Annotated in this window: 17 protein-coding genes; 5 read left to right on the top strand and 12 right to left on the bottom strand. The window is 66.0% G+C overall.

The features are described from left to right. Position 1: 1 nt before the first annotated feature. The 5 genes from aroQ to ACFO0G_RS05170 form a co-directional block, all read right to left on the bottom strand. Complete coding sequence (gene aroQ / locus ACFO0G_RS05190; protein ID WP_376976634.1) at positions 2–466, bottom strand: type II 3-dehydroquinate dehydratase; 465 nt, start codon at positions 464–466, stop codon at positions 2–4. Positions 467–589: 123 nt separating this feature from the next. Beyond that, entirely contained in the window at positions 590–2,800 is a 2,211-nt protein-coding gene (locus tag ACFO0G_RS05185; protein ID WP_376976633.1) for an alpha-galactosidase, read from the bottom strand. Between the two features lie 155 nt (positions 2,801–2,955). Beyond that, on the bottom strand, positions 2,956–4,296 hold the full coding sequence (locus ACFO0G_RS05180) for an ABC transporter substrate-binding protein (protein WP_376976632.1): 1,341 nt from the start codon (positions 4,294–4,296) through the stop codon (positions 2,956–2,958). 96 nt (positions 4,297–4,392) lie between these two features. Continuing rightward, positions 4,393–5,316, bottom strand: coding sequence for a carbohydrate ABC transporter permease (locus ACFO0G_RS05175; RefSeq protein ID WP_376976631.1), 924 nt, complete (start codon positions 5,314–5,316; stop codon positions 4,393–4,395). 10 nt (positions 5,317–5,326) lie between these two features. After that, positions 5,327–6,259, bottom strand: a complete 933-nt coding sequence (locus tag ACFO0G_RS05170) for a carbohydrate ABC transporter permease (RefSeq protein WP_376976630.1) — start codon at positions 6,257–6,259, stop codon at positions 5,327–5,329. Positions 6,260–6,441: 182 nt separating this feature from the next. On the opposite strand from ACFO0G_RS05170, the gene ACFO0G_RS05165 reads away from it, so the two are divergent. Then, entirely contained in the window at positions 6,442–7,644 is a 1,203-nt protein-coding gene (locus tag ACFO0G_RS05165) for a Gfo/Idh/MocA family protein (RefSeq protein ID WP_376976629.1), read from the top strand. A 5-nt stretch (positions 7,645–7,649) separates the two neighbouring features. Next, entirely contained in the window at positions 7,650–8,678 is a 1,029-nt protein-coding gene (locus tag ACFO0G_RS05160) for a LacI family DNA-binding transcriptional regulator (RefSeq protein WP_376976628.1), read from the top strand. Between the two features lie 27 nt (positions 8,679–8,705). Here the strand turns inward: ACFO0G_RS05160 and ACFO0G_RS05155 are convergent, their stop codons facing one another. The 5 genes from ACFO0G_RS05155 to acs all read right to left on the bottom strand — a co-directional run bounded on the left by ACFO0G_RS05155 (position 8,706) and on the right by acs (position 15,053). Beyond that, positions 8,706–9,494, bottom strand: coding sequence for a DeoR/GlpR family DNA-binding transcription regulator (locus tag ACFO0G_RS05155; protein WP_286399086.1), 789 nt, complete (start codon positions 9,492–9,494; stop codon positions 8,706–8,708). A 55-nt stretch (positions 9,495–9,549) separates the two neighbouring features. Further along, a complete protein-coding gene (locus ACFO0G_RS05150) occupies positions 9,550–10,464 on the bottom strand; it encodes a carbohydrate ABC transporter permease (RefSeq protein WP_286399084.1) in 915 nt (304 codons plus the stop codon). Next, the gene (locus tag ACFO0G_RS05145) at positions 10,461–11,429 is read right to left on the bottom strand and encodes a carbohydrate ABC transporter permease (protein WP_286399083.1); all 969 of its coding nucleotides are present in this window, start codon (positions 11,427–11,429) and stop codon (positions 10,461–10,463) included. The genes ACFO0G_RS05150 and ACFO0G_RS05145 overlap by 4 nt, the downstream gene beginning before the upstream one ends. Positions 11,430–11,511: 82 nt before the next feature. Next, entirely contained in the window at positions 11,512–12,822 is a 1,311-nt protein-coding gene (locus ACFO0G_RS05140; RefSeq protein ID WP_286399082.1) for an ABC transporter substrate-binding protein, read from the bottom strand. Positions 12,823–13,031: 209 nt separating this feature from the next. After that, on the bottom strand, positions 13,032–15,053 hold the full coding sequence (gene acs / locus ACFO0G_RS05135; protein ID WP_286404599.1) for an acetate--CoA ligase: 2,022 nt from the start codon (positions 15,051–15,053) through the stop codon (positions 13,032–13,034). A gap of 408 nt (positions 15,054–15,461) precedes the next feature. Here acs and ACFO0G_RS05130 point away from each other — a divergent pair, with 408 nt between their 5' ends. Genes ACFO0G_RS05130 through ACFO0G_RS05120 form a run of 3 tightly spaced genes read left to right on the top strand, consistent with a single transcriptional unit; the run spans position 15,462 to position 18,447 of the window. Further along, the gene (locus ACFO0G_RS05130) at positions 15,462–16,934 is read left to right on the top strand and encodes a hypothetical protein (RefSeq protein ID WP_286399081.1); all 1,473 of its coding nucleotides are present in this window, start codon (positions 15,462–15,464) and stop codon (positions 16,932–16,934) included. Between the two features lie 44 nt (positions 16,935–16,978). Continuing rightward, positions 16,979–17,773 carry an endonuclease III gene (gene nth / locus ACFO0G_RS05125; RefSeq protein WP_286404596.1) on the top strand — a complete coding sequence of 265 codons (795 nt, stop codon included), beginning with the start codon at positions 16,979–16,981 and terminating at the stop codon, positions 17,771–17,773. Continuing rightward, positions 17,770–18,447, top strand: a complete 678-nt coding sequence (locus tag ACFO0G_RS05120; RefSeq protein WP_286399080.1) for an NUDIX hydrolase — start codon at positions 17,770–17,772, stop codon at positions 18,445–18,447. The genes nth and ACFO0G_RS05120 overlap by 4 nt, the downstream gene beginning before the upstream one ends. Positions 18,448–18,450: 3 nt before the next feature. Here the strand turns inward: ACFO0G_RS05120 and ACFO0G_RS05115 are convergent, their stop codons facing one another. After that, positions 18,451–18,639 (bottom strand): YegP family protein, encoded by a 189-nt coding sequence (locus ACFO0G_RS05115; RefSeq protein WP_286399079.1) that lies wholly within the window; start codon positions 18,637–18,639, stop codon positions 18,451–18,453. Positions 18,640–18,799: 160 nt separating this feature from the next. Next, complete coding sequence (locus ACFO0G_RS05110; RefSeq protein ID WP_376976627.1) at positions 18,800–20,536, bottom strand: bifunctional 3'-5' exonuclease/DNA polymerase; 1,737 nt, start codon at positions 20,534–20,536, stop codon at positions 18,800–18,802. Positions 20,537–20,705 lie beyond the last annotated feature (169 nt).

The raw sequence follows: 20,705 nt of genomic DNA, 5'->3' as shown, positions 1-20,705 counted from the left end.
GTTACAGGACCTCGGCCAGGTAATCGATGGCCAGCTTGTAACCGAACACCCCTGCGCCCACGATCACCGCGGCGCAGACCGGCGACAGGTAGGAGTGGTGCCGGAATTCCTCGCGCTGGTGCACGTTGGTGATGTGAACCTCGACGGCGGGAAGCTGGACGGCTGCAAGGGCGTCACGGAGTGCCACGGAGGTGTGCGTGAAGGCGCCGGCGTTCAGGACGATGCCGGCGGCGGTCCCCCTCGCTGCGTGGATGGCGTCCAGCAGGACACCCTCATGGTTGGACTGGAGGCATTCCACCGCAAAACCATGTTCCCTGGCAGCTGAGGCTGCCAGCTGTTCCACGTCGGCAAGGGTGGAGGTGCCGTACTTTTCCGGCTCGCGGGCGCCGAGGAGGTTCAGGTTGGGGCCATTGATGACCAGGATGGTGCCGCGGCCGGCTTCGACAGTGGAGGAGGCTTCAGTCATGCCTGCAAATCTATCGGGTGGCCCTGCCCGCCGCGCATTCTTACGCCGGCCCATTTCGTCCGTTGCTGAGTACTTGTCGTTCTCGAGCTCGAAAACGACAAGTACTCAGCATCCGATGGTGGTTTAGAGGGCTGTGACCGTCAGTAGCAGGGCGTGCTCCGGGTTCAGGTTGGGCATTGGCAGGCCCACTTCCGCAAGGATCCTGCCGGTGGCCACCGCCCCCTTCGACAGCCACGCCGGCGGCTGGACCTGCGTGACCGTGTGGCGGTAGTCGGCGTCGTCTTCAGCGGGGAAGACCACCTCCACGCGGTAGCTGCGCGCATCCTCGAGCCCCGGGATGCCGATCCGTCCCGGCTGCTCGGCCGCTGAGGTGCGCGTGCTGACCAGGGCGAACAGTGCCGCCGTCGTGCTTTCCGCAACGGGCCCCTCTGCTACCACGCCGTGGAGCAGGAAGGCGTCGTCCGCAACGTCCGCGTGGACGGGGCGGCCGCTGTGGATCAGGTCCCGGTGTTCCTTGTAAAGGCCCACGATGCGCCGCAGTTCCCCGCGCTCCTTGCCCTGCACGCTGCGCACGTCCCATTCCATCCCGAAGTGGCCGAACAGGGCGGTGATGCCCCGGAAGGAAAGGTCGTGGGTGCGGGCGGTGGTGTGCGAGGTGGTGGGGCCGATGTGGCTGCCCACGAGTTCCGGCGGAACCACGGCCTCAGTCCAGCGCTGGATGGTCTGCCGCTCCAGCGCGTCGTTGCAGTCGGAGGCCCAGATCCGGTCCGTCCGCTCCAGGATGCCCAGGTCCACCCGGGCGCCGCCGGAGGAACAGCTCTCAATTTCGACGCCGGGGTGTGCCTTGCGGAGCTCGTCGAACAGCCGGTAGGCGGCGAGGGTCTGTTCGTGGACCGAAGCGCGGCCGCCGTGGCCCTGTTCAACGAGGTCCCGGTTCTGGTCCCACTTCAGGTAGCTGATGTTGTTGCCGGACAGGAGGGCTGAGATCCGGTCAAAGACGTACTGCCACGCCTCCGGGTTCACGAGGTCGATCACGTGCTGGTTGCGCCACTCGAGCGGCAGCCGGCCCCCGTCCTTGTGCGCCACGGCCGAGGGGCCCGAAATCCAGTCTGGATGGGCCCGGGCGATGTCCGAATCCAGGTTGACCATCTCCGGTTCCACCCACAGGCCGAATTCCATCCCGCGGGAGGTGACGGCGTCGATCAGTGGGGTGAGGCCTTCCGGCCAGACGGTCTCATCCACATACCAGTCGCCCAGCCCGGCATGGTCGTCACGGCGCCCGCGGAACCAGCCGTCGTCGAGCACGAAGCGCTCCACGCCAAGGTCCGCGGCGGAGTCAGCCAACTCTGTCAGTGCGTCCAGGTTGTGGTCGAAGTACACGGCTTCCCAGGTGTTGAGCACCACCGGGCGGGGCTTTCCTGCGGGCTGACCGGTGGTGGCGGCAGGCAGCACGTGGTGCGGGCGGGAGCGGAACCAGCTGTAGAACGCCTCCGTGATGCCGTCCAGGCCCCGGTCCGAGTAGGCGGCGAACAGGGCAGGGGTGGTGTAGCTGCCGCCCGCTTCCAGGATGACCTCGGCAGGACCCAGGAGTTCCGATCCGCCGATCATGGTCCTGCCGTCGCCGATGGTGTCCGCGAACTGTTCGTGGTTGCCGCTCCAGGCAAGGTGCGTCGCCCAGACCTTGCCGTGCCGGTTTCCAAAGCTTCGGGTGCCGGCCGCGAACAGCAGGGAGGAATCGTGCCCGGTCCGGCCGTGGCGTCCGGTCCGGACCCAGGTGCCCTGCTGGATGGGCCGCCGCTGAGGGTGGCGTTCCCGGCACCAGCGTCCGGTCAGGTCGAGGAGTTCGACGGCGTCAGGCGCCACGGGCAGGACGGTTGCCAGTTCGTCCACCTGGAAGGGGGTGGTGCCGTTGTTGGTGACGGTGTGCCGCAGTTCCAGCAGGCCGCCGGGGTGCAGTTTGATCGTGGTCGAAACGCTGATGCCGGTGTTGTCGTCGGCCTGCACGATGGTGGCGGCATTGCCCGCGGCGTGCGCTGCTCCTTCGGCATTCACGGACGTGACGCGGAGGCGGGAGGAGAAGTCAAGGCCTGCGGCGCCGTCGCTGATCCGGTGGCCGCGCAGGGCGGGACGGCCCCGCCAGGACGACGAAGCCTGGGGGAGCAGGCTTGCGGGGACCCGTGCATCGATGGAGGAATGCCCCACGGGTCCGGCCAGGACCGCCAGGTCCGGCAGTTCCGTGCCCAGGTCGGCGCCCCAATGGATGACCTCGGCCTCCCCGCTGTCGAAGCTGATCAGCAGGCTGGTGCCGGCGGAACGGAGATGCAGGGGGTCCATGGCGGTCTCTTTCGGTGTTCAGGGCGTGCGCCTTAAGTTACGCACAAGACGAAATTGAGGGGAAGGGGTGGCCGGGTGCCGCCGCCGTCGCGAGGAGGAGGACGGCGGCATCCGGCCGGGTGGCTGCGACCACATACGCAGCCACGTGGGAGGGGTTACTTGAACAGGGCGTTGACCTGGTCGTTGGCCTGGGTCAGCGAGCTGGCCTTGGCCTTGCCCGAGACGACCGCGTCCATGGCGGGCTTCATGATGCCGTCAACCTTGGCTGCATTGTCAGCAATCGGGTAGAGGAAGGTGGTGCCGTCCTTGACCTGCTGGCTGAACGGGGTCACGTCCACGCCCTTGGCCTTGAAGGCCTCCACGGCTTTGTCGGCGGAGGTCTTGATGGCCGGGAACACCACGGCCTTGGCTGCCACCACGTCCTGGCAGGCGGCGGAGCCGAGGTACTCGACCCACTTGATGGCGGCGTCCTTCTTCTTGGTGCCGGCGTAGATGGAGTCCGCCAGGCCGTTGTACATGCTGGCGCGCTTGCCGTTGACGCCGGTGGGGGTGGGGGCGATGCCCACCTTGACGTCCTTGTAGCCGGTGTACTGGCCGATCATCCAGGAACCGTTGGCGTTGATGACGGACTTGCCGGCGGCAAAGGTGTCCGCCATGCTGGCGCCCACCGTAGTTTCCAGCTTGGGCATGTACCCCTTGTCCACCAGGCCGGCGAACCAGTCGATGCTTTCCTGGAACCTGGGGTCGTCGTAGTTGTAGTGCTTGCCCCACGGGTTCTTGTCGGTGTGGGTCCAGTCGGTGGTGCCGGTGAGGTAGCTCCATTCGGTCTGGCCCTGTCCGGAGCCGGACCCGTTGAGGCCCAAGCCGTAGACCGCCACGTTGTTCTTGTCGAACCCGGGCTCATCGCCGCGCTTGCCGTTCTTGTCCACAGTCAGGTGGGCGATGGTCTTTTCGTACGTGCCGCCGTCCTGGGGGTTCCAGGTGAGGTTGGCCATCTGTTCGGGGGTGACGCCGGCGTCGGCTGCGAGCTTGGTGTTGTAGAACAGGGCGATGGTGTCCCAGTCCTTCGGCAACCCGTAGCGCTTGCCGTCCTGTCCCACCCAAAGGTCGGCGAGGCCGGAGTTGTAGACGCCGGTGTCGACGTTGTCCTTCTTGACTGCGTCATCGAGCGCGAGCAGCTGCTTGTTCTTGATGAATTCCGGGTACTTGCCCAGGTGGTCGGTGAACACGTCCGGCGCGGTGCCGGCCACGAAGCCGTTGGTGAGGGTGCCCCAGTAGTCGTCCCAGCCGCGCTGGGTGACCTTGACGGTGATGTCCGGGTTGGCCTTGTGGAAGTCGTCCGCACACTGCTTGTACGCGGGGAGCTGGTTGGCGTCCCAGAGCCAGTAGTTGATTTCACCCTTGCCGGCGTCGGCGGAGCTACCGCCACCGCAGGCGGAGAGGGCCAGGACTGCGGCTGCCGCTGCAGCCAGGGAGGTGAGTGCTTTCTTTTTCATGGGAGGGGGTCCTTTCAAGGTGCTTCCGGGCAGGCCGCCGTGGCCGGGCGCCGGGGAGCGGCCGGGGAATTGTGGAGGGGGTGGTTGGAGGGAGGGTTATTTGATGCCGGAGAAGCCGATGGAGTTGACGATTTTCTTGCCGAAGGCGGCGAACAGGATCAGGACGGGCAGGGCCGAAACCAGGGTGGCTGCCATCAGTCCGGACCAGTCGGGGGCGCCCTGCGGGGATTGGGACTTGAAGACGCCCAGGCCCACGGTGAGGACGCGGACGGATTCGTCCTGGCCCACCAGCAGCGGCCAGAAGTACTCGTTCCACTGGCCGATGAAGGTGAGCAGGGCAAGGGTGGCGATGGGAGCTGCGGCGTTGGGCAGGATGATCTGGAAGAAGATCCGCAGGTGCTTGGCGCCGTCGAGCATTGCCGCTTCCTCCACCTCACGGGACATGTTGAGGAAGAACTGCCGGAGGAAGAAGATGGCGAACGGGGTCATGAAGATGTACGGGAGAACCAGGCCCACCATGGTGTTGAGCAGGCCCAGGTTCTTGATGAGGAGGAAGTTGGGCAGCGCGGTGAAGATCGGGGGCACCATCATGGTGGCCAGGAACAGGCTGAACACCACGTTCCGTCCACGCCAGCGCAGCCGGGCGAAGGCGTAGGCCGCCATGGCGCTGAAGAACACGGCCCCGATGGTGGTGATGGAGGCAAAGAGCACGGAGTTGCGCAGGTAGCTCCAAAAGTCGATTTGGGCTCCGGAGCCGCCCTGTGCCACGGCATCTTCCGGGGACTGCAGGCCAAAGACGCGCTGGAATGCGCCCAGGTTGAAGTCTGCGGGAAGCAGGTTGGTGGCGTTGCCGGCCAGTGACCCGTTGGTGGACAGCGCCGTCCGGAGGATCCAGTAGAACGGGAGCACTGAAACGGCAACTGCGAGGGCGACAAGGGTCCAGGCGGCCGTGCGGCGCCAGCTGAACGGACGACGGCGGGTGGCGGGCCGGGCAGGGGCGGAAACTTTTGCGGTGGTCATGGGAGCGTCCTTAGTCCAGGTCCGATTCGTTGCCCTTGAGGAACTTCATCTGGATGAATGCCACCAGGGCGAGGATGACGAAGAGGATGACGGCCAGGGCGGAACCGTAGCCGAAGTCTGATTCGGTGAAGGCCTTTTGGTAGATGTAGAACTGCAGCACGCGGCTGGCGTTGACCGGCCCGCCCTGGGTGGTGACGGCCACGGTGTCGAACACCTGGAAGGAGCCGATGACGGTGACGATCAGGACCAGCACCAGTACCGGGCGGAGCAGAGGCATGGTGATCTTGCGGAAGGTCTGCCAGGGCGAGGCGCCGTCCAGGTTGGCCACCTCGTAGACGTGGCTGGGGATGGCCTGCAGTCCGGCGAAGAGCAGCAGTGCGGTGTAGCCCATGTGCCGCCAGGTGTTGATGAGGGCCTGGGTGGGGATGGCCCATTCCTCGCTGCCGAAGAACGCCACCTTGGGCAGGCCCACGGCCTCGATGAAGTAGTTGACGATGCCGATCTGGTAGTCCAGCAGCCAGAACCACAGGAGGGCGGCTATCACGTTGGCCATTAGGTACGGCAGGAGGAGGGCGCCGCGGATGAGGGTTGACTTGGCCACCCGGTGCATGAGGAGGGCCAGTCCCAGTGCCAGTGCGGTCTGCAGGACGATGTTAATCAGCACGTACTGCGAGGTGACCGCCAGGGCGTTCCAGAACAGGGGGTCCTTGGCGATGGCCTGGTAATTGGCGGTGCCAATCCAGGTGGGGTCGCCGAGGATGCTGTACTCGGTGAAGCTGAGGTAGATGCCCCGGAGTGTGGGCACCAGGTAGAAAACGATAAATCCGATCATGGCCGGCGCGATGAAGAACAGTGCGGTCTTCAGGTCGCTGCGCCCCCGGCGCTTCACCGCCCGGGGCACGGAGTGCTGAACCGGACTGGCGTTCCTGGTAAGGGTGGTCATCGTCGACCCTTTCCTGAGTGTGATGGAGGTAACAAGCTGGGAAGGAATCTACACGAGTAGATAGAATGATGGCAAGACCTTACTTTTTGTTTCACGCGTTGAAGTTATTTCCATTTATTGGATGTTGACTCGAGTAGATTGCAGTGCAAAACTCGGGTATCCCCCTCACGGAAGGCACAACAATGACGTTCTCTATCGGCATCGTGGGCGCAGGCCAGTTCGGCTCACAGTTCGCACACCTTTTCAATCTGCACCCGGGCGTGAAGGCCGTCTACGTGGTGGACGAGCGCGCCGAACGGGCGGCCGAGGCCGTGGACCGGTACCACCTTGCGGGGCAGGAAGCGGACTTCGACGCCCTGCTCGCCTCGGACGTCGACGCCGTGGCGATCTTTACCCAGCGCTGGACCCACGGCCCCTTGGTGGAGCGGTCCCTCCGCGCCGGCAAGCATGTCTACTCGGCCGTTCCCATGGCGGTGTCCGAGGAGGAAATCGCGCGCATCATCGACGCCGTCCGGGACACAGGCCTGGTTTACATGATGGGGGAGACCAGCTACTACAACCCGGCCACGGTCTACGCCCGGGAACAGCACGCCGCCGGCAAGTTCGGGCGCATCTTCTACTCTGAGGGCGACTACGTCCATGACATGGACCTGGGCTTCTACGACGCGTACCAGTACAGCGGCGGCGAGCGGTGGAAGGAGACTGCCAGCTACCCGCCCATGCTCTACCCCACGCATGCAATCGGGGGAGTGCTCGGCGCCATCCCATCGCACGCCGTCAGCGTGAGCTGTATCGGAGTCAGGGACCAGCGGAACGACGGAGTGTTCGACAAGGACGTCAGTATGTTCGGCAACGACTTTTCAAATGCCACGGCGCTCTTCGAGCTGAACGACGGCGGCGCCATGCGCACCAACGAAATGCGCCGCGTTGGCTACCCCTCGCACATCCGTGAATCCCGGTTCCGCTTCTTCGGCACCGAGGCCAGCTTCGAGCAGCTCGCCAAGGTTACCGTTTGGCAGGACAAGCAAAACGTCCACGACATCTCGGAGCAGATGGAGACCCGCCCCAGCATTCCCCTGGACGACCCGTCGCTGGCCAACGTTGCCCCGGAGCTCCGCGACGCCTTTGTCTCGGGTCTCTCCCCGGTCCATGATGCTGAGCGGCTGCCTGCGGAGTTCCTTGGTGCCCCCAACGGACACGAAGGCAGCCACCACTTCCTGGTGGACGATTTCGTCACAGCCGTGAACAACCGCACGCTGCCGCCGGTCAACGCCTGGGCTGCTGCCCGCTTCACCCTCCCCGGGATCGTGGCCCACGAATCGGCCCGGCAGAACGGCGCGCGGCTGCCCATCCGTGACTTCGGCGACGCCCCGGCCAACTGGTAGCTAGCATGTACTCCATGACCACTTCGGCTGTGCCGGCCCCGCGCGGGCCGGTGACGCGCAAGGATGTCGCCCGCTTTGCGGGCGTCAGCACCGCCGTCGTGAGCTATGTGGTCAACGGCGGTCCCAAGAAGGTGGCCCCGGCCACCGAAGCCAAGGTCCAGGACGCCATCCGCGTCCTGGGCTACCGGCCCAACGCCGCCGCCCGGGCGCTCAAACTGGGTTCAAGCGAGACGCTGGGCCTCATCGTCCCGGACATCTCCAACCCGTTTTTCTCGCTGTTCTCCCATGCAGTGGAGGATGCGGCCGCGGCCCTTGGCTACGCCCTGGTGCTGAGCAACTCAGACGGGAACCTCGCCAAGGAACGGCGGAACGTCCGTAACTTGGCTGCACGCCAGGTGGACGGGGTGTTGCTGGCCAGCGTCCTTTTCGAACCGGACCTGGAAGCCCTGGAAACGGCAGACATTCCGTCGGTGCTGCTCAACCAGGAACGCGATGCGCCGGGCTTCAACAGCATCGGCGTGGACCTGGCGGCCGGTGCCCGGATTGCGGTGGAACACCTCATTGGCCATGGCCACGCCAATATTGGCCTGGCGATGGGTACCAACGTCTCCGGCTCCACTGACGGCCGCGAAGTGGGCTGGCGGCAGGCCCTGCAGGAGGCGGGCCTGCCTGAGGGGCCCATCTCGTACAGCGCCTTCACCAGGCCCGGAGGCTATGTTGCCGGGCAGCGGCTGCTGGCGTCGGTGAACCGGCCAACGGCAATCTTTGCGACGTCGGACATGCAGGGCATAGGTCTCCTGCGCGCCATCCACGAAGCGGGGCTGTCCGTTCCCGGCGACATCGCCGTGGCGTCCTTTGACGGCTCCGCGGACTCCGAATACTCGTGGCCGCCGCTGACAACCGTCGAACAGCCCGTGGCCGCCATGGCGGAAGCCGCCGTGGCCGCACTGGTGGGAGCCAGCCGCGGCGAAAAACCGCGGCACCGGATCTTCCCCACAAAGCTGCACATCAGGCAGTCCTGCGGCTGTCCCTAGGCTGGCTGTCCGTAGGCTGGCTGTCCCCTAGGCTGCGGCGAGCCGAAGCCTGCCCACCCGGTCCTGCAGGACCCGCTGGGCTTCGGAACCCAGGCCGGGGTCGCTGATGACCTCGTCCACATCGTCCAGTGAGGCAATCGAGCTGATGCCCAGCACACCCCACTTGGTGTGGTCCGCCAGGACCACGGTCTTCCGGGCTGCGGCCACGAAGGCCCGGTCCGTTTCGGCCTCCAGGAGGTTGGGCGTGGTGAAGCCGGCCACCGAATCCATGCCATGGACGCCGAGGAACAGCAGGTCCAGGTGAAGCTGCTTCAGCGCGCTGGTGGCGATGGGTCCCACCAGGGCGTCCGACGGCGTGCGCTGGCCGCCGATCAGGATCACGGTGGAGCTGTAGCGGGCCGGGCCGGTCGTGGCGGCATGGTGGAACAGGTCGGCGATGCGAACGGAGTTGGTCACCACGGTGATGGGCGGCCCGTCCACCAGTTCCTTGGCGAGTGCCCACGTGGTGGTCCCCGCGCTCAGCCCAACAGCCATGCCTTCATGGACCAGCGCCGCCGCTGCAACCGCAATGGCACGCTTCTCGGCAGTTAATTGGGTGGACTTCAGTTCGAAGCCGGGCTCGTGCGTGCTGGCGTCGCCCGGAAGCTTGGCTCCGCCGTGGATCCGCTCCAGCTTGCCGCTTTCCTCCAGCAGTTCGATGTCCCGCCGGACGGTCATGAGCGAGACGCCCAGTTGCTGGGCGAGGTCGGATACGCGGACCACCCTTTCCCGCTGGACGGCGTCCACGATGGCCTGGTGGCGTGCTGCGGGGAGCATGGAGTTCCTTTCGGGCGGCTAAGGGAGCGGTGTCCGCTTCATGTTCCATCTTTGCCTACCCCTTGCTGGAACCGAGAGTCAGCCCCGCAACAAACTGCCGCTGGAGGAGCAGGTAGATGACCAGCGTGGGAATCACGGTGATCACCGCGCCTGCCGCCAGGAGGTTGTAGTTGTTCAGGAACTGGCCCTGCAGGTTGTTGATGGCGGTGGTGATGGGGAGCCGGTTGCCGCTCTGGATGAACAGGAGGGGCCAGAAGTAGTCGTTGTAGATGAAGATGACTTCCAGGGTGCCCAGGGCTGCGAACGCCGGGCGGCACAGCGGCAGGATGATCTCCCGGTACTGCCGCCAGATGCCTGCACCATCCACCAGGGCGGCCTCGGTCAGGTCGGCGGAGAGGGCCTTCATATAATTCGAGAGAACGAAGGTGCAGAACCCCATCTGGAACGCCGTGTCCACCGCAATGACGATGATGTAGGTGTTCAGCATGTTGCCGGAATCGCTGAAGGAGTAGGGCACCTGGAAGTGCTTGGCCATCTCGAAGAGGGGCGCCGCGAGGACCTGCGGGGGCAGCAGGTTTCCCGCGGTGAACATGATCAGCAGGGTGATGTTGAACTTCCAGTTGACGCGGCTCACGGCGAAGGCCATGAGGGAGGCGAGGAACAGGGTCAGCAGGACCGCAGGCACGGTGATGATGACCGAATTCCAGAAGTAGGTGGCAAAACCTCCCTGCGTCCAGGCCTGGACGAAGTTGTCGAAGTTGAAGTCGCCGGCAACGCTGAAGTAGCCGTGCTCGTTGGTGGACGCCACCGGCCGGAGCGCGGTGAAGACGGACCAGCCCAAGGGAACCAGCCACACGGCGGCCATCACCAGCAGGAAGATGTGGGTCCCGTAATGCCGCTTGGGGCGGCTTCCGGACCGGTCGGTGGTTTCTGCGGAGGCCCTGGGGGCGCGGGCTTCGGCGATGCTCATGCTTGGTTCTCCTTGCCAAAGGTGCGGCTGAGGTAGAAGACGATGGGGACGAGTGAAATGACCAGCAGCACCACAGCGAGGGCGGAGCCAACGCCGATCACCTGGCCTTCGCCCACGAGGTTCTGGATCACCAGGGCGCTGAGCATTTCCAGGCCGTTGGTGCCGCGGTTGATCACGTAGACAACGTCGAAGGCGCGGAGGGACTCGATGATGGTGATGACCACAATGACGATGTTGATGGGCCGCATGGCGGGAAAGACCACCCGGAAGAACGTCTGCACGGCGGACGCGCCGTCGATGGCCGCGGCCTCCTTCAGGCTGGGGTCGACGCCCTTCAAGCCTGCCAGGTAAAGCAGCATGACGTAGCCGGCATGGCGCCAGGTGGCCGCAATCATGGCCGCCCAGATATTGACCGACGAGTCGCCGAACCAGTCAACGGCCTGCGGCGTGCCAGCGGTGCCCAGGAGGAAGTTGAGGAGGCCGTTGTCCCGCTGGTAGAAGAGCTGCCAGATGATGCCGATCAGGGCGAGCGACAGCATGACGGGTGCGAAGAAGATGCTCTGGTAGATCCTGCTTCCGCGGATGTTTTGGTCCAGCAGCACCGCGAGCAGCAAACCCAGCGGGGTGGCGATGAGGGCCAGGAACAGCAGCCAGAGCATGTTGTGCTGGACCGCCGGCCAGAACGGCGGGTAGTCCTGCGCGATGAACTGGTAGTTCGCCGTGCCTGCCGGCCGGATGTCCGCCAGGTCCAGGCCGTTCCACCGGGTGAAGCTGAGCCCTACCGACATCAGCATGGGCAGCCAGACCATCGCCAATTCGATCAGCGTGGGGATGCCCACCATCAGGGACAGGACCAGTTTGTCCCGTCCGGACAGGCGGCGGACCCGCCCGCCTTTGGTCCGGCGGACAGGGACGGCCGGCTCCCGTGCCTCGGGCGGAATCAGTTCTCGTGCGGTGCTGCTCATGGCTGTCTTTCCTTGCTGTTGGATGCATGAGGATGGACGACGGCGGGAGCCCCGCGCCGCCGTCGTCCTTCCTTTGGCGGGGCTACTGCGCTGCGTAGAGGTTCTTGGCCTGGGCCTCAAGGTTCTTGACGTCCACGCTGCCGTCCTTGATGAAGCTCTGCAGCGCCGGAATCATCACGTTGTTGGCCATGGCCGGCAACGCGTCCCGGTCGAAGAACTGGCTGATGTGTTTGGCATTGGCGATCGTGTCCGCACAGGTCTTGTTCAGTGGTGTGAACTTCGAGGTGTCCGTGCCCTTGGCGGTGGCGATGTTCGAGTTATCAACCTTGGCGTAGGCGTCCTGGGCCTCCGGCGTGCCCATGAACGACATGAAGTCGCGGGCTGCCTTGTTGTCCCCGCCCTTCTTGGACAGCAGCAGGCCGTCGATGGGGGCTTCGACGGCGTCCCTGCCTTCCATGGCGATCTCCGGGAAGGGGAAGAAATCGATGTCTGCCAGCACCGCCGGGTCCGTGAACTGCTGCGTGACGAAGGAGCCCAGCAGGTACATGCCGGTCTTCTTGGCTTCCAGTGCCTTGGCCGCGTCCTGCCAGGTTTGGCCCAGGGCGGCGGGATCCTGGAAGGGCAGGAGCGCCTTCCAGGTGTCGAAGACGGAAGTGACCTTCTGCTGGTCCCAGGATTCCTTGTGTGCGCAGAGGTCCACGTGGAACTGGTAGCCGTTGAGCCGCATGTTGATGTAGTCGAAGGTGCCCATGGCGGGCCAGCCGTCTTTGTCGGCAAAGCCAATGGGAATGATGCCGTCGGCCTGCATCTTTGTTGCCAGGGCCTTGAGGGCATCAAAGGTTGCCGGCACCTGGTACCCCTTCTCCGCCCAAAGGCTCTTCCGGTAGAAGAAGCCCCAGGGGTAGTTGTAGTTGGGTACGAAGTACATCTTGCCGTCCGGCCCCGTGGATGCTTTCTTCAGCGCATCGGAGTAGTTGCCGCCAATGGTCTGCCAGACATCGTCAATGGGCGCGAGGAGGCCCTTGCCCGCGTAGTACTGCATCCGGTAGCCGGCGAACCAGGTGAAGGTATCGTCGGGAGAGCCCTGCAGGTAGGAATTGATCTTGTTCTGGAAGTCATTGTGGGGCACCACGTTGGTGGTGACTTTTTTGCCGGTCTTGGCCGTGAAGGCATCGGTGACCGCCTGGTACGCCCGCTTGGGGACGTCGTCGGAGGAACCCGAGCCGAAGGTGAGGCCGGAAGAGTCGGAACCTGTGCCGGACGGCGCGCTTCCGCCGGTGCAGGCCGCGAGGAACGGGATGCCGGCCAGGCCCACTGCGCCAACGCCGACGGTCTTGAGGATGGTCCGCCTGCTGGGGAAGGCAGTTGCCGACGCATCAAACTGTGAAGCCATGGTCTCTCCCTTGAGTACTAGCCGCATGTGAGGCACCTCACATTAGGTCCGACTATAACCTCGCAAAACAGAACATGGAAGAACGGTAAATAACATTTTGGGTGTTGATGCGGTTTGAATCGTCACAACATGGGAATGGCCCCGTTTTCCTTGCAAAGACAGGGAAAGCGGGGCCATTTCAGGGCGCCGGGACAGGTGCTAAGCCTGTGTTACTTTCTGAGCGACTGGGCGATCTCCTGCATGATGGACGGGTCGGAGAGGGTAGTGGCATCGCCCGGGTCGCGGCCTTCGGCGACGTCCTTGAGGAGGCGGCGCATGATCTTGCCGGACCGGGTCTTGGGCAGTTCGGGCACCACCAGGATGTTCTTGGGCTTGGCGATGGGTCCGATCTCCTTGCCCACGTGGTTGCGCAGTTCCTGGACGGTGGCGTCGCCGTTGTTCGCGGCGTCGCCGCGGAGGATGACGAACGCGACGACGGCCTGGCCCGTGGTTTCGTCCGTGGCACCCACGACGGCGGCCTCCGCCACGGCAGGGTGGCTCACCAGGGCGGATTCGATCTCGGTGGTGGAGAGCCGGTGCCCGGAGACGTTCATGACGTCATCCACCCGGCCGAGCAGCCAGATGTCGCCGTCTTCATCCTTCTTGGCGCCGTCACCGGCGAAATACATGTTCTCGAACCGGGACCAGTAGGTGTCCTTGAACCGCTCAGGGTCGCCCCAGATACCGCGGAGCATGGAGGGCCACGGTTCGCGGATCACCAGGAAGCCGCCGTGCCCGTTGGGGACCGATTCGCCCATTTCGTCGACAACGTCCACGGCGATGCCGGGCAGCGGCACCTGTGCCGAGCCGGGTTTGGTGGCGGTCACCCCGGGCAGCGGGGCGATCATCTGGGCGCCGGTTTCGGTCTGCCACCAGGTGTCCACAATGGGGGCCTTGTCGCCGCCGATGACCTTGCGGTACCACATCCACGCTTCGGGGTTGATCGGTTCACCCACCGAACCCAGCACGCGGAGCGAGGAGAGGTCGTACTTCGCCGGGATCTCCGAACCCCATTTCATGAAGGTGCGGATGGCGGTGGGGGCGGTGTAGAGGATGGAGACCTTGTACTTTTCCACGATCTCCCACCAGCGGCCCTGGTGCGGGGAATCCGGGGTGCCTTCGTACATCACCTGGGTGGCGCCGTTGATGAGCGGCGCGTAGGCGACGTACGAGTGGCCGGTGACCCAGCCGACGTCGGCCGTGCACCAGTACACGTCCGTCTCCGGGTGCAGGTCGAAGACTGCCTTGTGGGTGTAGGCGGTCTGGGTGATGTAGCCGCCGGTGGTGTGCAGGATGCCCTTGGGCTTTCCGGTGGTGCCGGAGGTGTAGAGGATGTACAGCGGGTGCTCGGAATCGTGGCCCACGGCGGTGTGCTCGGCGGACGCCGTCTCCACGGTGTCAGCCCACCAGTGGTCCCGGCCTTCCTTCCAGTCCACGTCCTGGCCGTTGCGCTTGACCACCACCACGTTCTGTACGGTATGGCCATCGTGGGCCAGGGCGTCGTCGACCGCGGCCTTGAGGGGGCTCGGCTTGCCGCGGCGGTAGGTGCCGTCCGCGGTGACCACCAGCTTGGCCTCGGCGTCGTCGATCCGCGAACGCAGGGCTTCGGCGGAGAAGCCGCCGAACACCACCGAGTGCACGGCGCCGATACGGGCGCACGCCAACAGCGTGATGACGGCCTCCGGGATCATGGGCAGGTACACCGCCACCCGGTCACCCTTGGCCACGCCCAGGGATTCGAAGGCATTGGCAGCCTTCTTCACTTCCTCGGTCAGCTGCGCGTACGTGTAGGTGCGGGTGTCCCCGGGTTCGCCCTCGAAATAGATGGCAACCCGGTCCCCGTTGCCGGCCTCAACGTGCCGGTCCAGGGCGTTGTAGGCGGCGTTGAGCTCACCGCCAACAAACCACTTGGCGAACGGCGGATCGGACCAATCCAGGGCCTGGGTGAAGTCCTTGCTCCAGGTCAGCAGCTCCCGCGCCTTTTTGGCCCAGAAGGCAGGCCGGTCGGCATCGGCGTCGTCGTACTCTGCTGCGGTGACAACGGCGTTGGCCGCGAACTCCGGGCGGGGCGGGAAGGCGCGTGTTTCATGCAGCAGGTTCGCGAAGGCGTCGCCCTGGTGGCCCTGCTGGCCTGCCGGCTGGGCGGAAGCGGACGGAACGGTGGCCGTGGAGCTGGGAGTGTCCTGGGACATGTGAACCTCATCATTCATCGATCTTTGCCGCGCGGGATGCCGCCACCGCAGAGCCCGCCGCTTGCACAGCTTTGGGCTCCAGCCGGGATGGGCATACCGCAAAGAGCTGTTCCGAAACCTAGCCTAATGCTTGCCGCGCATCCTCTGTGCCCCCCGTCACAGAAGCGCCCGCGAGCGGTCTTCTTTAAGCGGTGAATGGCGTGTTCATAACCCTGCAGGCGCCGCCGCGGGGCTCCGCCAGCTAGTGATCAGCTTGGCTGTTGACTAGGCTGAGATGGAATTGTGACTTCACTTCGGACCACTCCGGCAAGGCGCTGCTGGCGCTGCGCCGGAGCGGGACCGCATGTCAAGACGGCACAGTTTTAAGGTCCCCGAAGGGCCCGGTGCCGCCACGCTAAGGAGAGCAGAATGAACCAGCAGAGCTTCGGCCAGCGAACGGGCCCGGACACCGGGGCGGGGCCAGGAGGCTCCGGAACCACGGCCGGGGGACCGGGGCAGCCAGCTGCTGCCGGCGGCGCCGCCGGGGGACAGCCTGCAGGACAAAAGGCCGGCGCCGGGAAGCTCGATCCGAACGCCAACCAGGCGGTGCTCGGCCCGTTCACCGTGCGCGACCTGGCCGTCTTCGCAGGCACGCTCATCCTGTTTGTTGCGTCCCTGCTGCCCCTCTTCGGCACACGGTACAACCTGTGGAACCTGAACAACCTGTTCTTCCTGGGATTGGGCATCATCCTGCCGTTGATTACCAGTGCCCTCTTCGCTGCCCGCCGCCTGGCCCCTGCCACCAAAATCCGGGTGGGGTCGCTCTCGATCGACCAGTTCGCGTCCGTGGTGGCCTCCTTCGCGGTTGCCTTCTTCTTCCTGTCGGTCGCCGGCGGCTACGTGACCAGCCTGCTGGTGGGCCTGATCGGTTCGCTGGTCCTCTTTGCCGCTACGGTGCTGGGCCGCTTCCTGCCCTACCTCTCCGGCGACTTCAAGGACCGGCCAGAGGTACCGGCACACCTGGTGGCACGCGAAGCCGCGGTCCCGGTCCGTAAGCCGCGGGCCCCCAAAGCACCCAAGCCGGAAGCCGGCCCCAACCAGTCGAAGGGCGGCCTCAAGGGCGCCGGCATCTTTGGCGGTGCAGGTGCAGGCTCCTCCGCTGTCCAGCCGGGGTCCCCGGCCCAGCAGGTTTCCCCTGCCCAGCCAGGGTCCGCCGGGCAGCCAGCTTCCTCCGGGCACCCCGTTCCCTCCAGCCCTGAGCCTGGCCGGTCTGCCCACATGCCCGCCACTGCGGCAGTCCCCGTGGCCGCTGCGGGGGGAGCAGCCGGCGTCGCATCTTCCGCTGCCGCGGGCACCGGCACCCCAGCTTCCGGCGGCGCACCCGCCGCCGGTGCCGCAGCTGGCAAGGCCGATGCGGGCTCCGCTGCATCGGGCGCGTCAACGCCCGTATCAACCGCCCCCGAAGTTTCCGACCGGACCCCTGAAGTGGATGCCGGCCCGCCCACCCAGGCAGCCGACGTCGTCCGTCCTGCCTCCATGCCGGCCGCCGAGGAGACCCAGTACGGGGATGTCCCCGGCGCACATGCTCCACAGGCAGCCTGGGAACCGCCCGCCGCCACCGCCGTCCACCAGCAGGTCCGTTCCGACCAGCCCATCGGGGCTACGGTGGACCCGGCCAGCCGCCACGACGAAACGGACGGGCAGCCCATCCACGAGGCCTTCTGGTTTGCCGTCGCCCAGCACCGCACGGCCTTCGACCCCCGCACCGGCGCCCCTGCCTTCGTGATCGAACCCGGGGGCTGGGTCCTGGCGCTTGAGGACCGCGGCCACGAGTTCCTGGTCCAGCACACGGACGGGCGGCTGGGCGTCCTGCGCGACCTCAGCAACATCGAGCGCGGCTGACGCCGGTGGCCGGGGTGCGCACCAAAGCCGGCCAGGCCGCCGGAATGCCGGCGGTCTCGTCCGAATCCGTACTGGCGCTGAAACGGCGCGCGCGCCGGATCCACCGGGCCCTGGCCGAGAAATACCCCTACGCCCATGCGGAACTGGATTTCAAAAACCCGTTCGAACTGCTCGTGGCCACCGTCCTGTCCGCCCAAACCACCGACGTTACGGTCAACCAGGTCACTAAGGTTCTGTTCACGCGCTACCCCAACGCGCGTTCGCTGGCCGAGGCAGACCCAACAGACCTTGAAACCATCCTCAAACCCACCGGATTCTTCCGCGCAAAGGCACGGAATGTCCTTGCCCTGTGCACCCGCCTGGTGGACGACTTTGATGGCGAGGTCCCGGGCCGGATGGAGGACCTGGTCACGCTGCCGGGGGTGGGGCGGAAGACGGCCAACGTGGTGCTCGCCAACGCGTTTGGCATTCCGGGGATCTCCGTCGACACGCACTTCGCCCGCCTGGCCAAGCGGTTTGGGTGGACCCAGTCCGAGGACCCTGTGCAGATCGAACAGGACGTGGCCGAACTGTTCGAGCGCAAGGACTGGACCATGCTGTCCCACCGGGTCATCTTCCATGGCCGCCGCGTGTGCCATGCCCGTAAGCCCGCCTGCGGGGCCTGCCCCGTCGCCAACTGGTGCCCCAGTTACGGGCTGGGCGAGACTGATCCCGACAAAGCGGCCAAGCTCCTGAAATACGAACTTGCGCCTGGCAGCGAGGCGCTGCTGGAGCAGTATCTGGCGGAGCAGCACCGGGCCGCGGAAATCCGGATGGCCTCCCAGCTGAGGACCCCGTGAGTGCACGCGAAGACCTTGCCGAGCTGATCAGAAGGGCGGAAACCGGAACGGCCGGTCCGCCTGATCCCCGCTGGGCCGCACTCACGGTGGACGCCGCACGTGCCCGCAGGGCCGCTGTCCTGATGCTTTTCGGCGTCCTTGACGATGTCCCGGCCGAATCCGGCAAGCCGCTGGCGCCGGCCGACCTCGACGTGTTGCTCCTGGAACGCGCCCACACACTGGGATCGCATCCGGGGCAGGTTGCGTTTCCCGGCGGCGGCATCGACAGGGGAGAAACGCCGGTGGCAGCGGCGCTCCGCGAAGCCGAGGAGGAGACCGGACTGGACTCGGGCGGGGTTGAGGTCCTGGGCACGCTCCAGGACCTGGGCCTGGCCCACAGCAACTTCCTGGTGACGCCTGTGCTCGGATGGTGGCATGCCCCGTCTCCGGTCCGCGTGGTGGACTACGGCGAATCCGCGCAGGTTTTCCGCGTCCCGGTCCGTGACCTCCTGGATCCGGACAACCGGGTCATGGCCACCGTGCACCGGGCGGGCCGCACCTTTGACAGTCCTGCCTTCACCGTGAACGGCGTGGTGGTGTGGGGCTTTACCGGGATCGTTTTGAGCGGCCTCTTCGACCAGCTCGGCTGGTCGGTTCCCTGGGACCGGAACAGGCTGCATCCCATGGGGGTCTGATTTTCAGGCCTGCTGGCGCAAGTCCACCACGATTCCGGTGGCGGCGTTCTCGCGCATGGCATTGATGCCGTCGCGGAGCATGCTCAGGGACCTGAAGGTTGGCGACACCGCCACCACATTCCCTTCGGCGTCGGTGAGCCGCAACCGGTACGACTCGTCGCCTGCACGATGGATTTCAAATCTTCCCGCCATGGACGGGGACCTCCCTGGTATGCGTCATTGCATCAGCGTGCGGACCGATCTGCTTCAGTCGCCGCTACGACTGTAACGTCCGTCACCGGGCCCGCATAGCTACCGCCGGGTAGATTACTTTGCGTCTCGCACGTAAGCGCTGGCGGCCTTTTTCGGGGGGCTATTTCGCGAGGTCATAGGAGTCAACCACGGCGAGGCTGACCGGAAACTCGACCGGGACAGGACCGAACAACAGGCCCTTCGCAGCCCGGGCCGATTCCTCGATCGCCCTGATGCAGGCGTCGACGCCGTCCGCCGGGGCATGCACCATCACCTCATCATGGAGGAAGAAGACCAGCTCAGCCTGGACAGCCCCGCCACCGCCGCCGGTGCCTGCCGTCCGCAAGGTACGCAGCCGTCGTCGTAATTCCGCCAGCCAGCACGCCGCCCAATCCGCTGCCGACCCCTGGACCACGAAGTTCCGGGTGAAGCGCCCGCGGCTCCGGGCGATGGACTCCGCCCGGCGCTGCTCCTCCGCCGTTGCTGAGCGCTGGCTCAGGAACCACCGTTCCGAAGGCGGCGGGCTGCTGCGGCCCAGCCGCGTGGTCACCGTCCCGCCGGCCTCGCCCGCCCTTGCTGCCTTCTCCACGAAATCCACGGCGCGCGGATAGGTTCGCGCCAGCTGCGGCATCAGCCGGCCTGCTTCACCGGAGGTGGCCCCGTACATGGCGCCCAGCAAGGCTACTTTTGCTTTGCCCCGGTCGCCGCCGAACCCCTTGGCGGCGATGCCGGCATAAAGGTCCTGGTCCCGAGCCGCCTCCGCCATGGTGGAATCCTGGGCAAGTGCCACCAGGACGCGCGGTTCCAGCTGCGATGCGTCCGCAACGATCAGCTTGTGGCCTGGATCGGCATGCACCGCGCCGCGGACCTGGCGGGGGATCTGCAGCGCGCCACCGCCCCGGGAGGCCCAGCGCCCCGACACCACGCCGCCCACCACATACTCGGGACGGAAACGGCCGCCGTCCACCCAGGCGTCCAGCCAGGACCAGCCGTTGGCCGTATGCAGGCGGGAAAGCTTCTTGTACTCCAGCAAAGGCTCGATGGCCGGATGGCCGTACTCCCTGAGCTCCCACTTTCGGGTGGTTTTTACTTCGATCCCGTTGCGGTGGAGTGCCCGCATCAGTTCCTGCGGAGAATCCGGGTTGAGTCCGGGCGCCCGGAGCAGGGAACGCAGTTCCGCCGCCAGCGCTTCAAGTTTCTGCGGCCGCTGGCCGGCCGGCGGCCGCGGGCCGAGATGGCTGACGAGGATTTCCTCGTGCAGGTCCTCCCGCCAGGGAACGCCCGCGTGCTGCATCTCGGCAGCCACCATGGCGGCAGCAGACTCCGCCGCGAGCAGCAGCTGAAGGCGCTTCCGGCGGTTGTCCTCCGTTCCCACCTCCGCCAGCGCGGCCTGCTGGGCAGCGTATTCGGCCCGGAGATCCTCAAGGGCAACGCCCCGCGGCGGTCCGGACGCGGGATCATCGAAGAGCGCACCTTGGTCTGCCGGGGGACGGGGGGGCAGCAGCGTCTTCGGGGGAAGCACGGGATCCTCCACCGGGGTTCGGTCCGTGTTCCTGGCATACTCCGTGTGGGCGCTGAACTGGGAAAAGGCCAGGATGTTGCCGCAGAGAGTGATGTCATAGCAGCGCTCCACCTCCACGCCGGAGGCGAGCAGTTGCGGGTACCAGTCCTGGGTCCGTTGCCAGATCCAACGGGGCGGCACGCCACCGGGGCGCCTGGCTTCGAGTTCGCGGACGACGGCGGAAAGGTCGCTGAGTGCCACCACTTGCGGTTCGGGGTTGGCCGGCTGGGCATGGCCGGCCTGGGTCAGTTCCTGGAGGGCCGCGCCGCGGGGGTGGGCGGCGAGCAGCAGGTACATGCTCCCATTGTGCCCTGTCCGTGGAGCGCCCATAGCCTGGTTGTCCACATACGGGACGTGCTCCCTTAACTGGGCTGTGCGGCAGGGGCAGAGTGGCCCCATGAGCAGGCACCAGCTGAACGCATCGCCATCCGGGCAGGAACAGGCCGGAGGTTCCTCTTGGCCGCCA

Origin of the sequence: Arthrobacter sedimenti (genome assembly GCF_042652025.1) — a bacterium.
GTDB lineage: Bacteria > Actinomycetota > Actinomycetes > Actinomycetales > Micrococcaceae > Arthrobacter > Arthrobacter sedimenti.
The sequence above is the reverse complement of the archived record's forward strand: the minus strand, read 5'-3'. Positions and strand labels throughout refer to the sequence as shown.

Bases quoted from the DNA above. Each gene is read 5' to 3' on its own strand.
- aroQ (WP_376976634.1), bottom strand. From the start codon at position 466: ATGACTGAAGCCTCCTCCACTGTCGAAGCCGGCCGCGGCACCATCCTG.
- ACFO0G_RS05185 (WP_376976633.1), bottom strand. From the start codon at position 2,800: ATGGACCCCCTGCATCTCCGTTCCGCCGGCACCAGCCTGCTGATCAGC.
- ACFO0G_RS05180 (WP_376976632.1), bottom strand. From the start codon at position 4,296: ATGAAAAAGAAAGCACTCACCTCCCTGGCTGCAGCGGCAGCCGCAGTC.
- ACFO0G_RS05175 (WP_376976631.1), bottom strand. From the start codon at position 5,316: ATGACCACCGCAAAAGTTTCCGCCCCTGCCCGGCCCGCCACCCGCCGT.
- ACFO0G_RS05170 (WP_376976630.1), bottom strand. From the start codon at position 6,259: ATGACCACCCTTACCAGGAACGCCAGTCCGGTTCAGCACTCCGTGCCC.
- ACFO0G_RS05165 (WP_376976629.1), top strand. From the start codon at position 6,442: ATGACGTTCTCTATCGGCATCGTGGGCGCAGGCCAGTTCGGCTCACAG.
- ACFO0G_RS05160 (WP_376976628.1), top strand. From the start codon at position 7,650: ATGTACTCCATGACCACTTCGGCTGTGCCGGCCCCGCGCGGGCCGGTG.
- ACFO0G_RS05155 (WP_286399086.1), bottom strand. From the start codon at position 9,494: ATGCTCCCCGCAGCACGCCACCAGGCCATCGTGGACGCCGTCCAGCGG.
- ACFO0G_RS05150 (WP_286399084.1), bottom strand. From the start codon at position 10,464: ATGAGCATCGCCGAAGCCCGCGCCCCCAGGGCCTCCGCAGAAACCACC.
- ACFO0G_RS05145 (WP_286399083.1), bottom strand. From the start codon at position 11,429: ATGAGCAGCACCGCACGAGAACTGATTCCGCCCGAGGCACGGGAGCCG.
- ACFO0G_RS05140 (WP_286399082.1), bottom strand. From the start codon at position 12,822: ATGGCTTCACAGTTTGATGCGTCGGCAACTGCCTTCCCCAGCAGGCGG.
- acs (WP_286404599.1), bottom strand. From the start codon at position 15,053: ATGTCCCAGGACACTCCCAGCTCCACGGCCACCGTTCCGTCCGCTTCC.
- ACFO0G_RS05130 (WP_286399081.1), top strand. From the start codon at position 15,462: ATGAACCAGCAGAGCTTCGGCCAGCGAACGGGCCCGGACACCGGGGCG.
- nth (WP_286404596.1), top strand. From the start codon at position 16,979: ATGCCGGCGGTCTCGTCCGAATCCGTACTGGCGCTGAAACGGCGCGCG.
- ACFO0G_RS05115 (WP_286399079.1), bottom strand. From the start codon at position 18,639: ATGGCGGGAAGATTTGAAATCCATCGTGCAGGCGACGAGTCGTACCGG.
- ACFO0G_RS05110 (WP_376976627.1), bottom strand. From the start codon at position 20,536: ATGTACCTGCTGCTCGCCGCCCACCCCCGCGGCGCGGCCCTCCAGGAA.